12 protein-coding genes are annotated in these 13,401 nt (G+C 45.8%); 11 read left to right on the forward strand and 1 reads right to left on the reverse strand.

Features of this window, described 5'->3' with window-relative positions; genetic code table 11:
* Positions 1-25 precede the first annotated feature (25 nt).
* The 11 genes from ODZ53_RS04215 to ODZ53_RS04265 all read left to right on the forward strand — a co-directional run bounded on the left by ODZ53_RS04215 (position 26) and on the right by ODZ53_RS04265 (position 12,556).
* Positions 26-1,807, forward strand: coding sequence for an ABC transporter ATP-binding protein (locus tag ODZ53_RS04215; RefSeq protein WP_372676048.1), 1,782 nt, complete (start codon positions 26-28; stop codon positions 1,805-1,807).
* A 2-nt stretch (positions 1,808-1,809) separates the two neighbouring features.
* A complete protein-coding gene (locus ODZ53_RS04220; RefSeq protein ID WP_372676049.1) occupies positions 1,810-3,609 on the forward strand; it encodes an ABC transporter ATP-binding protein in 1,800 nt (599 codons plus the stop codon).
* Complete coding sequence (locus tag ODZ53_RS04225; RefSeq protein WP_372676050.1) at positions 3,606-4,298, forward strand: 4'-phosphopantetheinyl transferase family protein; 693 nt, start codon at positions 3,606-3,608, stop codon at positions 4,296-4,298. The genes ODZ53_RS04220 and ODZ53_RS04225 overlap by 4 nt, the downstream gene beginning before the upstream one ends.
* A 45-nt stretch (positions 4,299-4,343) precedes the next feature.
* Positions 4,344-5,072, forward strand: coding sequence for a thioesterase II family protein (locus tag ODZ53_RS04230; RefSeq protein ID WP_372676051.1), 729 nt, complete (start codon positions 4,344-4,346; stop codon positions 5,070-5,072).
* Positions 5,073-5,123: 51 nt separating this feature from the next.
* The gene (locus tag ODZ53_RS04235; RefSeq protein ID WP_199926911.1) at positions 5,124-6,707 is read left to right on the forward strand and encodes an alpha/beta hydrolase; all 1,584 of its coding nucleotides are present in this window, start codon (positions 5,124-5,126) and stop codon (positions 6,705-6,707) included.
* A gap of 261 nt (positions 6,708-6,968) precedes the next feature.
* A complete protein-coding gene (locus ODZ53_RS04240) occupies positions 6,969-7,772 on the forward strand; it encodes an extracellular solute-binding protein (protein ID WP_372676052.1) in 804 nt (267 codons plus the stop codon).
* Positions 7,773-7,810: 38 nt separating this feature from the next.
* Positions 7,811-8,284, forward strand: coding sequence for a hypothetical protein (locus tag ODZ53_RS04245; RefSeq protein ID WP_372676053.1), 474 nt, complete (start codon positions 7,811-7,813; stop codon positions 8,282-8,284).
* 96 nt (positions 8,285-8,380) lie between these two features.
* Positions 8,381-8,926, forward strand: coding sequence for an RNA polymerase sigma factor (locus ODZ53_RS04250; RefSeq protein ID WP_188068262.1), 546 nt, complete (start codon positions 8,381-8,383; stop codon positions 8,924-8,926).
* Between the two features lie 59 nt (positions 8,927-8,985).
* A complete protein-coding gene (locus tag ODZ53_RS04255; RefSeq protein ID WP_483862213.1) occupies positions 8,986-9,645 on the forward strand; it encodes an anti-sigma factor in 660 nt (219 codons plus the stop codon).
* A 629-nt stretch (positions 9,646-10,274) separates the two neighbouring features.
* On the forward strand, positions 10,275-11,696 hold the full coding sequence (locus ODZ53_RS04260) for a serine hydrolase domain-containing protein (protein ID WP_372676055.1): 1,422 nt from the start codon (positions 10,275-10,277) through the stop codon (positions 11,694-11,696).
* Positions 11,697-11,719: 23 nt separating this feature from the next.
* The gene (locus ODZ53_RS04265) at positions 11,720-12,556 is read left to right on the forward strand and encodes a M55 family metallopeptidase (RefSeq protein ID WP_015891098.1); all 837 of its coding nucleotides are present in this window, start codon (positions 11,720-11,722) and stop codon (positions 12,554-12,556) included.
* 51 nt (positions 12,557-12,607) lie between these two features.
* Here the strand turns inward: ODZ53_RS04265 and ODZ53_RS04270 are convergent, their stop codons facing one another.
* Complete coding sequence (locus tag ODZ53_RS04270) at positions 12,608-13,270, reverse strand: S-layer homology domain-containing protein (RefSeq protein ID WP_372676056.1); 663 nt, start codon at positions 13,268-13,270, stop codon at positions 12,608-12,610.
* Positions 13,271-13,401 lie beyond the last annotated feature (131 nt).

The raw sequence follows: 13,401 nt of genomic DNA on the forward strand, positions 1-13,401 counted from the left end.
TTACATCATTGGAGAGGAGCCGCAAATGATTTTTACCAAGCAAGCTCAGAACAGAAAGAAAGAGCCCGTGTTTGGCTGGGTACTCTCATATGTAAAGCCTTATCGAGGTTGGGTCATGATCTGTATCATTGCCGCGCTTCTTGTGGCTGTCGCAGACATTTGGATGGGAATCCTGATCAAAACCATGGTCGAACATACGAACAACTTCGACAAGCTAGTCAGTATTGCTCTCATCATTTTTTGTCTGACCATCGTCGGTTTTCTCTCAAAATATTTCATCACATATTCGGCAGCTAGATTCAGTTCAAGAGCCATGAGAGATTTAAAAAACAGCATGGCTGCCCATCTTGAAAAAGTCCCTATGTCCACCATGGATAAATATCATTCCGGCGATCTCGTTTCACGCTTAACAACAGATGCCCAAATCTTGCAAAGCTTTTTGCAAAAGCATTTTTTTCAGCTTTTTTATTTGCCAGTTGTTTTTGTCGGAGCTCTTGGACTGTTGTTGACAATAAATTGGAAGTTAATCATCTTCAGCATCGCAATCTTACCTGTCGCCATCGCGATCACAGGGTGGATGAGCAAACCGCTTCAAAAATATTCGGAGCAAATGCAAGATCATCTGGGTCAAACGAATGCTATCGCTCAGGATACGCTTTCCGGCATTCACATGGTCAAAGCATTTCAATTGGAAGACGTTTTGTATCGTAAATACCATGCCGGTATGAAGCAGGTTTTGAAAAATGCGTTCCAGGCAGAGAAGAAACGTGCGTGGATGACAGCACCAGGGATTTTATTGTTTTCTTCCCCCATTCTGTTTTTTGTTGCTTATGGTGGGTACTTGATACAGGCAGGAGAACTGGATCTGGGCAGCTTGGTCATTTTCAGTTATTTGCTTCACTTTATTATCGAACCACTTTCACTAGCGCCCGTGTTGTTTGCCCAAGTACAAGAGACATCAGGTGCGGCAAAGCGGCTGCAAGAAATTTTTTCACAGCCAGTCGAACAAAACGATCAACCTGCGATTCCCGTTGATCCAAAGGCGATTCCTGTACAGTTTGAGAATGTTACGTTTGCCTACGAGCAGGCAAAGATTCTTGATCATGTCAGTTTTACGTTACATCCGAACAAGACCATTGCATTAGTAGGGGCCAGCGGAAGTGGGAAGAGCACCATCATGAAGTTGCTGTGCGGGTTCTATCCAATGGAACCGGGTAACGGAATACTGAATGTTTTCGGGCATTCCATGGCGGATTGGAATATGACGGACATGCGGAGCTACCTTTCCATGGTTTCTCAGGATACGACGCTATTTCCCGTGTCTATTGCGGAAAATATCTCGTATGGACGCATTCACGCGACACAAGACGAGATCATCGCAGCGGCAAAAGCGGCCAATGCCCATGACTTCATCATGGAGCTACCGGAGGGTTATCAAACAAAAGTGGGAGAACGAGGCTCTCGTTTATCTGGAGGACAGAAACAGCGCATCGCGATTGCCCGAGCGATTTTGAAGGACGCCCCGATTCTACTGCTGGATGAACCAACGTCTGCCCTAGATACAGAATCGGAAGCTTTGGTACAGGAAGCGCTGGAAAATGTGATGAAAAATCGGACTGTTCTCGTTATTGCCCATCGACTGTCAACGATAAAAGACGCGGATGAAGTGCTTGTTTTGGAGCAAGGACAAATTGTTGAACGAGGTACACACTATGATTTGCTTGCACAAGGCGGCGTTTACACCAGATTGTATCAAAAACAGTTTGCCACAGAGATGCATAGCTCGCTGGCAGCAGGAGGAGTATAGGCATGTTCATCCAGAATTTGATGCGGGAACTACGTCAACTCCTGTCGTTTATGAAATCGAAAAAACGAGCGTATATGTTGGGCCTTGTGGGTGACGGAATCGGTCAAGCTGCTGTATTGGTATCCTTACCTTTCGTGTTCAAAGATCTGACGGATTTTGCGAACACAAAAGACCCTGCGTTATTAACCAGAGCGATTGTCACCATGGCTGTGATGTTCCTTTTGCTGAGTATCCTGTCTCCATTTTTTAGCTACATATATCGTCGATGCGTTCGCGAGCTCATTGCCAACATTCGGCTTCAGGTCTATCAACGTTTGAGCAAGCTGCCTTTCGATTATTATGAGCAGCACCATTCGGGAGATACGATGTCGAGACTGGGCAACGATGTTGTCCTCATGGAAAACGCGTACGCAGAGCAATTGAAAACATTAAGCATCATCCTGCTGTCGCTGATCGGTTCGATCCTAGGAATGTTTGTGATGGATTGGAAAATTGCCGTCGTCCTGTTGCTCGTAAGCGCAGTGACTCTTTATGTAAATACGCTGTTTGCTAAGTCAGTACGGCGCATTGGAGATCGAATGCAGCAGCAGATGGGGATGGGGACAGAAAGATTAAACGATTTTTTGTCTGGGTTGCCCATCATCAAAATGTTTCATTTACATAACGTTGTGACCGCCCGTTACACGGAAGCAAACGAAGAAGTAGCTACGTCTGCCATCAAGCAAGGGCATAAACACGGATTACTGGAAGGGACCAATTTTTTTATCCAATTTGTAAGCTTCGGGGGAATGCTTGTTTTTGGAATCATGATGGTTTCCAAACAAATAATCGGGTTGGGTGTGCTGGTCGCCCTCGTTCAACAACAGATGCTTGTGACACTGGCCTTTCTCCAGCTTGGCCAAGTCATCACAGCGTTGCAGAGCTCGCTTGCAGGCGCTTCTCGGGTCGTCGATTTTCTGAATGAACCTCCCGAACTAGAGGAGTATCACAATAGCACCGATAAACACCAGCATTGTGAAAGCATGCTGAAGCTGGAGCAGGTCGTTTTCGGATACAACGATGCTACAAACGTGTTGGATGGTGTTACGTTGCGAGTCGACAAAGGCCAAATGGCTGGGCTAGTCGGAACGAGCGGAAGTGGAAAAAGCACCGTCATGAAGCTTCTGTTAGGGTATTACCCACCTGCTAGCGGAACTCTTTATTTACTGGGCAAGCCCATGGGAGCTTATTCTCTTGCAGAAATTAGAAGCTTGATCTCATACGTGCCTCAGGATGCCTTTTTGTTCGAAGGAACCATCGAAGACAATATCCGCTACGGATGCCTGGATGCTTCGGATGAGGATGTGATCAACGCAAGTAAAGCAGCGTATGCGCATGATTTTATTAGGGAACTTCCAGACGGCTACCAGACCAAAACAGGTGAACGCGGTGCCAAGCTATCTGGCGGACAGCGTCAACGAATTGCCATTGCCAGAGCCATCCTGAAAAATGCACCGATTCTTCTACTGGATGAAGCGACTTCCGCTTTGGATGCAGAATCGGAATATTGGGTGCAGCAAGCATTAACCGCACTTATGAAGGATAAAACAGTCCTCGTTATCGCTCATCGCCTGTCGACTGTAGAGGATGCCGATGTGATTTGCGTAATGGATCATGGAAAAGTCATCGAGCAAGGGAGCCATGTTGAGTTAATGCAGCACAACGGCACGTATGCCAACTTGTACGAAGTGCAGCAGCGAAAGGATCGAGCAGAACAAATCAGTAGTCTTGATCTGACAGAAAGGAGAGTGAGTGCTACATGATTGCCATTTATGCTTTGAAATGTCCTGCAGTCATGGAGAAAGACTCGTTCAACCGATTTTTGCAAGCACTACCCGAAGAAAAACGGGAACGGGTCAACCGTTTCAGAAATCCGGCTGATTCCTATCGGGCGTTGCTCGCGGACGTGCTCGTACGCTCTCTCATTTGTGAAGCCTACGAGATTTCCAATGACGAAATCGAGTATGACTACAATGCATACGGAAAACCTTTTTTGAAATCATTTCCCAATTTCTGCTTTAACGTCTCTCATTCTGGGGAATGGGTCGTCTGCGCCACGGATGACTCGCAGGTGGGGATTGATGTGGAGCAAATATGCCCAATTGAATTGGATATTGCCACTCATTATTTTGCACCAGCCGAAGTAGAAGATCTTTTGGCAAAACATCCGAATGAACGGGTTTCGTATTTCTATGACCTTTGGACTTTAAAGGAGAGTTATATAAAAGCGAGAGGCATGGGGCTGTCCATCCCGTTGCAATCATTCGCCATAAGAAAAAACCTAGACCAATCGATTACGATATCGCAAAGTGATTCGCGTGAGGCTTGGGCATTTCAGCAGTATGAGATCGATCCAGGCTATAAATTGTCAGTATGCGCGACTACCAATCAGTTTGCTGCTCAAGTAGTCATAAAGGATTTACAAGATTTGCATCAAGCGATTTTTCATTGAAAGAGGTCGAGGTAATTTCGTAATGAGGAGAGGGCGGGAAAAGAGATGAAATTGTTTTGCTTTCCATATGCAGGTGGACTTCCTAGCATTTATTACGGGTGGAAACGGGCAGTGTCGCCAGCGTTATTAGAAATGGTTCCATTCGAGGTACGGCCTTCACTTCATAGCGATAGCGTGGTTCTTGCCACCTCGTTTTATGAGGTCTTGGAGGATGTATACAGACGGATTATACCAGAGCTGGGGGAAGAACCTTTTGCTTTTTATGGCCACAGCATGGGTGGATTAATCGCGTATGAACTGACGAGAAAGCTGTTGCAAAATGGAAAGCCACTGCCCCAGCACTTGTTCTTGTCTGCATCCCGTGTGCCGCATGCGTACCACAAAATGGAAAAAACATACAACCTGCCGCATGACGAGTTCATCGAATCGCTACGTACACTCGGGGGCACACCCGATGAAGTTTTGGATAATCACGAGATCTTGGAGGTGTTTTTGCCTATGATTCGCGCTGATTTCCAGGCCGTGCAAACGTATGAAATGAATCACGAGCTTCCTCAGCAAATCCCCGTCAACATGACGGTTTTGTTCGGGAAAGAAGATTCGATTGAAATCCAAGATATTGTGGCATGGCGAGACTACTGCGGGCGAGAATGCAAATTTTACCCTATGCCTGGTGGGCATTTCTTTATTCATCAGCAAATGAATACGATCCTTGTGATCATTCAAGACACATTGAAGGTAGAACAGGCAGTTGCAATCCGTGCACAATTCTAAACGATTGTGTACGGCAACAATAAATCCTAGGTGAAGGTTGGTGTTTTTTTCATGAATCAGAAAGTACTATCTCGTTTGCTGGCGGCCGTTACATTATCAACGGCGCTGGTCTACCCACAAGCAGCAAGCGCGGCGGCTCCAGCTCCGGTTTTGCATGATGACAATCCAAGTGGTCATTTTGGTGACTGGTACACAGGTGCGGTTCCTCCCAATGCATCCAAAGACAAGCCCGTGATCCTGTTTGTCCAAGGTCTGCACTCCACTTACAATACTTGGTATACAACAGACGGATATTATGATGCAGCCTATAACGCCGGGTATCGTACCGCATTTGTGCAACTGAAGGACGCGGATGGTACTGGTGGCAACATGTGGACAAACGGAGCCAAGCTCGCTGAAGTCATTAAAAAGGTTGCAGATTATTATGGTGTTTCCAAAATCAATATCATTGCACATTCCAAAGGTGGTATCGATACACAGGCAGCACTCGTCCACTATGGCGCGCATCCGTATGTCAACGTTGTTCACCAGCTTTCCACGCCAAACAAAGGTTCAGAATTGGCTGATATGGCGTACAGCAATTGGGCAGGATGGCTCGCCGACATTCTTGGCAAAAAAGACGATGCGGTGTATTCCCTGCAAACGTCATATATGGCCAACTTCCGTGCACAGACTGACAGCCGTAGCGAAGTTAGTTCAACTAAGACATACATGGCAGCCGGAACAGGGGATGATGGCTGGTTTAGTGCGACCTGGTTTGGTCATGCGGTTCTTCCTGGTGAAGACGATGGAGCAGTTTCCGTTGAGTCTGCCTTCGGTTTGCCGTATGGAATCAAGAGCTTTACAAAGGACGTTTCCCACGGTCAAATAGCGAAAGCCTCACAAACATGGGATCTGGTCAAGCCGAAATTACAAAATGCATCTATGAAAGTACGTGCAAATAAAGTAAGCGAAGACAAATCAAAAGAAGCCACTGTGGAAGAGAGCTCCGTCATTCTCCGCGGCGGCGAAGTGGAAGACACCGCCTCCGAAACATTTTTCCTGGAGAGCGGAATCGATAAGCTGAATCTTGATACGATGACCTCGTCAGAAGACACCATTGTGACCTTGATCAGTCCGTCGGGCAAAAAGTACGAGGCGGATCTTAGTAAAAAAAGCGAGTCGGAGGATGAACCAGGAATATTCCAAGATGCTGTTCATCACTTCATTGAAGTAGAGGAGCCTGAAGCAGGCGAATGGACACTGGAAGTGGAGGGCTCTGACGACGCCTTTTTCATGGTTGGTTCCGTGGATGGTGGAGAGGAAGCAAAAGTAAAAGCGAGCAAAAAGGTATTCAAGAAAGGCGACAAAGCGAAGATTTCCGTCGATCTTGGCAAAAACGAAATTGATCAATCATCACTGGAAAAAGCAAACCTGACTCGTTCAATGAACGGCGAAAAAGCAAGCGTCTTGGATGAAGTGAAGTTTGCCGTAAAACAAGATGAGCTTACGGGCAATTTTACTGTGCCGACGAAGCCAGGCGTTTATAATCTCTCCTTTGACATAACCGGCATCAATGAGGATGGCGAACCATTTACACGCTCTATTAATTACAATTTTGCGGTAACAAATAGCGATGGAGAATTAGAAAAATAAGAGCAAACCATTTCACGGCCCTGAAAAAGGGTCGTTTTTTTTCTGCATACAAAAGCATCTCAAAGACAAAGATCACCATACACCTGGCTAGGCTGGCCTAGGTTGTGCGGAGATCTTTATTTATTTTTCACCAGACTAGTTTTCCATCGTTTCATGTAACTTTCTAACTATTTCACAAAATACAATCAAACCGTTTACAGCTTGCCTTCGTTTCCTTTGATAGAACCGTTAAAAAAACCAGTGTGAAATGGAGGAAGAATTATGAGGAAGACTGTGTTCCTAGCAACTCTACTGCTCTTTTTCTTTTCGACTACCGGAATGTCAGCCTATGCAAAAATGGACGGTAAGCCGGCGTCCCAGGCGACACCAAATTCCAGCCAAAGTGACCAAGTCATCCGGGTGTACGGACCAGGTGGACCACTTGGACCGATCAAGGAAGCTGCTGAACATTTTTCAGCTGAGACGGGAATGAAGGTGGAAGTAACAGCCGGACCAGAGAGCAAGTGGATCGGTCAAGCAAAGCAAGATGCAGATATTATTTTCGGTGGCTCCGAGTATATGCTGCAGGACTTTATCTTTAACTACCCCGAAATGATCGACACGAAATCACGTACGGAGCTTTACACACGTGCTGCAGGAATATTGGTGAGGAAAGGAAATCCTAAGAAGATTGAAAAGCTGGAGGATTTAACGAAAAAGGGAGTAAAAATAATCGATGTGAATGGGGCTGGCCAGCTTGGCCTGTGGGAAGACCTGGCGGGCAGAAAAGGGCTGATCGGAGGCATTTCTCAAAATATTAACGTTTCTGTAAAGTCGAGTGCCGAAGCCATTGAACGATGGAAATCGAATTCCAGCCTGGACGCCTGGATTACCTATGAATCGTGGCATTACCGGCTCCAGGATGTGACAGACCTGGTCGAACTGCCCGAAGAAGAAAAGCTCTATCGTGGAACGCCGATCGCCCTGACAAAAATCACTGATCAGAAAAAAGAGGCACAGCAATTTATTGATTATTTAAAAACGGAAAAATCTCACCAAATCTTTCAAAAATGGGGCTGGAAGTAAGGACGAGTTTTCCATCTAAAAAACTGGGAGGAACATACATGAAAAAAGCATTTTTTACCCTTGCGATACTTTCGATTATTTTTGTTTTGGCTGCATGCGGAAAAGGCACGGAGGTAAAAACAGAGACGATTCAACCCGATCAAGCCCAAACGGAACAAACCCCGGCTGACCGCCTCCAGCTATTGGAGAATGAGAAGGCAGGAAAGTACCTGGCGGATTCACAGGGAAGGGCCCTGTATTACTTTAAAAAGGACGAAGCAGGAAAAAGCAATTGCAGCGGGGACTGCCTGGCAAACTGGCCGGCATTTACCCAAGAGGATTTCGCCGTCCCAGAAGGTTTTGACAAAAAGGATTTCGATACGATCACAAGAGAAGACAATGGGAAGAAGCAGGTTACGTACAAAGGCTTTCCTCTCTATTATTTTGCAAAAGACGAGCAAGTAGGGGATGTAAATGGACAAGGAGTAAAAGAAGTATGGTTTGTCATAAACAGCGAAACAGCATTTGAATAAGCTTGCCCAGGGAACGATCAGTCGCGGTCGTTCCCATCTTTACTTTTATAAAAGTGTTATGGCAGTATATTTTTATCCAAAAGCAGGGAGTGCCACATGAAAGAAAATTACGATGCGGAATTAATGCGATTGGTTAACGAAAAAAATGGTCACGCATTAGAGGAGCTCTATGATCGATATATAAAGCTTGTTTACAGCTTCGTTATGAAGTTTTGCAACGGGAATGAGGATAAGACGAAAGAAATTATTCAGCTGGTCTTTTTGAGGCTATGGACAACAAACAGCCATTACGATCCTGCTCAAGGCAGCTTTGTAAATTGGCTCCTCACGATTACCCGCAATATATGCATTGACTACCTTCGCAAAGAGAAAAGGCATACGCAACACCATCAAGAGGAACATGAAGAGATCGCCGACCCTGCAAATGCAGTCGAGCAACGAGTAAATACGAATGATATTGCAATGGCGAAAAACAAATTGCCGACGGCCCAAAGAAAATTAATCGATCTGCTTTATTGGAAAGGGTATTCTCTTTCAGAGATCGCCAAGCTGGAACAAGAGCCGCTCGGCACGATTAAAAGTAGGCTTCACCAGGCTCTTAAAGGATTGAGGAAGCATCTGGAACTGGAGGATATAAAATGACAAGGGTTTGTGATCATTTAATATCATATATAGCAAATGAGCTCAAGGAGAGCGACCACATGGCCTTTGCTGAACATTTAAAGAATTGTAAGGAGTGTAAGAAAGAATATCAGGAATTATCCCAGGCCTGGCATGCTTTGCCGTTCGATTATACCGAAATCGAGGTGCCTGAATCGCTAAAAGGCGAGGTGCTGGGGTTTGTTTTTGAGCACAAAAAGAAAAGTGGTACGGAAACATTCATGGCTAAGATGAGCAAGCTCCCCATGATGCTCAAAAGCCAGTTCACTCCAGTTTCAACCAGTATTGTAACCGTCTTGTTGCTCGCGTCTATTGGTCTTGGAATAACGAATGTACAGGTAAAAAATCGTCATGTGGAAAATGTTCCCACTGAAATTGTAACGGCGATTCCCTTAAAAACAGCCAATCAAAGCCAGCCGGGAACAAACGGCATCGCCTATATTGTCCAGCAGGGATCAGAGAAAAATTTGGTGGTGCAGGTTCACGAATTGCCCGGCGTCGAAGGTTCACAGGTTTACCAGGTTTGGCTGCTGAAAAACAGCACGAGGGAAAATGGTGGCATATTCAGGCCGGACGAAAACGGATCCGGAATACTGACCTACCAGCTCGCCGAAGGGCAGACTTTTGATCAAATCGGCATTACTGTCGAACCGGACGCCAACAGCAGACAACCAAGAGGAAAAAAAATAGCCGGTTCATAGATAGTAACAGAAAAGGACAGATACATTTTAAATATTTGGTTAACCGTATAGTACGAACGAGTGCTTACCCATGGAATCCGCATATGTTCACATGGCTCGGCCAGTTCCGCCTTATGGATTCGATAGTGGAACAAACACATGTAGAGGCTGCTGGTGTTAAAACCGGCAGCCTTTGCTCAACTAACTGGCAGGAAAAACTTAGGTGAAGTACGATTGATACTACTTGACGATTGCAAAGCAAAAGTAGAGAAAACTTGTGATGAATAAGAGATTGTTTCTTATCCATTTTGGAGACGGGACGAGCATAGCCAATGACACGAGGTTCCACAGTCCTGCTAACTGGACCCAATCGGTACAGCGGTACAGCAACGCTCATTACTAAAACAACGAATGATCGAATTTGACCAGCGACATTTTTGGGCCTGGCGTTAACAAGACGAGGGGTTATTTGATTACTTTTATTATGAAAATTAGTTATTTTCAGAATTATATATTGTCGTTTTTTTATCTGCGGCTTATAATTCTACTAGTGCATGAACTTCATATCCTTACTTTTTTGAAGTGTATACTTCAGATTAAGCCTGAAATTGCTTTCCTGTTTATAAGAGATGAACCTAAGGAGGCGTGACATGAAGATGAAGGAGTGGGAAGCGTCGTTCGAAGCTTACGTCCAAAGGCTGATGGATGATTTTCAGGTTCCCGGTGCGATCATTGCTGTAGCCAAAGACGGAGAACTCACTTATGAAAAAGCGTTTGGTTTTCGGGACCGTGAAAAACAAGCTCCCATCGATCTGGATACGGTATTTGGGATCGGATCGATTACGAAGTCGTTTACATGCATGGCGATCATGCAGCTTCAGGAAGAAGGAAAGCTTTCCGTACATGATCCGGTAATCACCTATTTGCCTACGTTTCGCACGCCGGATGAAGCCCAAACGAAAAGTATTACCATTCATCATTTCATGACACACACTCTCGGATTTCCACCACTTCCATCTCTCATACCCGCTATGTTACCGAGCTTACAAGCTGATCCGACAGCAGACGAATTACTTCACCATTTTGAAGACCAATGTAAACACCCAATCGATACCTTCGAAGACCTCATGGCATATATAGAGAAGCTGCCCTTTGAATTGTTGGGACCTGCTGGGACAGAATTCAGCTATTCCAACGAAGCTTTTGGCTTGCTTGGGGCGATTATTGAGCGTGCCAGCGGTAAACCATACGAAGCCTATGTCCAAGAGCATATTTTACAGCCAATTGGCATGGAACGAACGGTTTTTCATGTAGAGGAATTAGGCGAGGACAACAATACTACCATGCTGTACACACGTCGCATGAAAGAGGGTGTTCGTGAAGTAGTACGTGCCCCAGGTTGGTGGGATGCTCCCTCCATGCGTGCAGCAGGCTTCCTTAAATCGACCGCACGTGACATGCTTCGGTATGCGGATGTTTATCGGACAGGCGGGCTTTCAAATGGAGCGAGAATCATCTCGGGAGATAGCGCCTCACAAATGATTGCCCCTCATGTCCGTGTTGATTTGAGCCGCAGCTATGGTTACGGACTCGGCGTGGTTCCATTTTCCGAAGATTACACCTTACTTACCCATACCGGCGGCTTGAAAGGGATGACCGCGCAAATGTTCATCGTCCCAGAGGCGGGAGTAACTGGCATTCTTTTGACCAACATGGATGATGCCCCTATTTCCAATCTGACCTTAGGGCTGTTGAACAGTATCTTCGGTCGCCCGCTCGAGACGCAGTTCGCCACATTTCCCGATTATGAGGTGCCGCTTGCTTACTTGCAACAATGTCCTGGTACATATAAATCAGGAGAAGGAGACGCAGTAGAGATCAGATTTGATGAAGCACAGAGCCAGCTTGTACTCGTTCTAGGCAGTGATGTGTTCCCACTGCGTTCCGTTGGCGAAGATACGTTTCTGTTCACGCGCCACAACATCGATTCACTCATCCGCTTTGTTCGCCACCCAGAGGGTGAGATCAAGCGCTTGGCGTTTGGTTCGCGCCAAATGCCGAAAGCAATCTAATCAAAGATAGGGGGCAGTTTCGCATGAAGGTGTTTATTTCGTTGGACATGGAAGGGATCTCTGGATTAAGTGAATGGGAGGATGTGATCCCCGGTCGCAGACATTACGAAGCGGGGAGAAGACTGTTAACTCAAGATGTGAATGCGGCGATTGAGGGAGCATTGGAAGCAGGAGCTACCCAAATTATCGTCAATGAATCTCATGGACCGATGAACAATATCATCCTGGAAGAATTGCATCCACAGGCAGATGTCATCCGTGGTTTTTTCAAGCCTCTCTGTATGATGCAAGGGATCGACAGTAGCTGCGATGCCGCATTTTTCATCGGCTATCATGGAAAAGCAGGGACAGGAGATGCGGTACTCAATCATACATTGTCTGGCCTCGCTATCCATCGGCTGATCTTAAATGGTAAAGAAGTGGGCGAAGCAGGGTTAAATGCAGCAATTGCGGGAGCCTTTGGTGTCCCTGTCGTACTCGTTACCGGCGATTCCCAAACGGCGAAAGAGGTGGAAGAAGATATCCCTGGAGTCTTTACGGTCGCTGTGAAAACAGGAATTACAGGACTCTCGTCGCAAGCGATGCATCCCGTTCGTGCGAGAGAGCTGATCCGTCAGCAAGCAAAAGAAGCATTGCTCCATCGCCGTACAGTTAAACCACTTGCACAAAAAGTAGAGAATACGATAGAAGTCGAGTTTACGAAATCGCAATTTGCCACAGCAGTCAGCTGGATGCCAGGAATCGAGCTCATCGAAGGACGCACGGTACGCTTCCATTCGCCTGATCTTGTTAGTATGATGCCCGTATTGCAAGCGATGCTGTTGATAACCGGACAAGTGAATCAGATGATTACTGGTTAAGGAAACAAAAAATGCAGCCCCTCCTCACGAGGATCGCTGCATTTTTTTGTTTTAGTTCAGAGGCTTATGACTTTTCAAATACGCAAGGGCATTATAAATCATTTCGGCTGCCTCTTCGCGTGTGACGGGCTTTTGCGGATGGAGCTTGTTTTCCTTATCCAATTCGATAATATCTCTTGCCAAAGCTCGTTGAATGGAGCCTTGGTAATCCACGGTGAGGTCATGATCATCTTTGATTTCTACCGGCACTAATTTGATCATGGGCAGATTACCTTTGGTCTCCATGACTTTCATCAGCTGGTGAATGAACTGCTCTCTGGTCCATTCCGCATTCGGATCGAGATCATTCGGTAATTCCAATCCGTTCACTGCTGCTATGATCAGACTCTCAGCATACCAAGCATTGTTATTTGCTTTGGTAAAATAGTCAGTCGCTTGTGGAGCCTTTACAAAAGTGATCGCAGCCAGACTCAAATCAAAGGCATTTACCATCAGTTGAATACCTTGAGCAGCCGTAATCGTTTCGTTCGGTGCAAATTTGCTATCATCTACGCCTTTAATTACGCCTTGTTGCTGTAAGGAAAGAATTTTATCCTTAGCTCCCGATTGGCCTAGATCCGTAAAAGGAGTCGTTGCAGCAAAGCTTGGTTGGGAGAATGACACAGTGAACAATGCAAGCAAGGAAAGAGAGATCATATTTTTTCTGATATTCATGGTAGCCACCTCGTCAATTTTTGAAGTTTCACTCCATTTGACGAGGAACAGCTGATAACGTTTCAGCTTTCTTTCGTACTCCTATCGATTTACACAGAACCACTGTAAAAATTTTTTGTTTATTTACACCA

The sequence above is a fragment of the Brevibacillus sp. BD137 genome, from assembly GCF_041644655.1.
GTDB classification, from domain to species: domain Bacteria; phylum Bacillota; class Bacilli; order Brevibacillales; family Brevibacillaceae; genus Brevibacillus; species Brevibacillus brevis_D.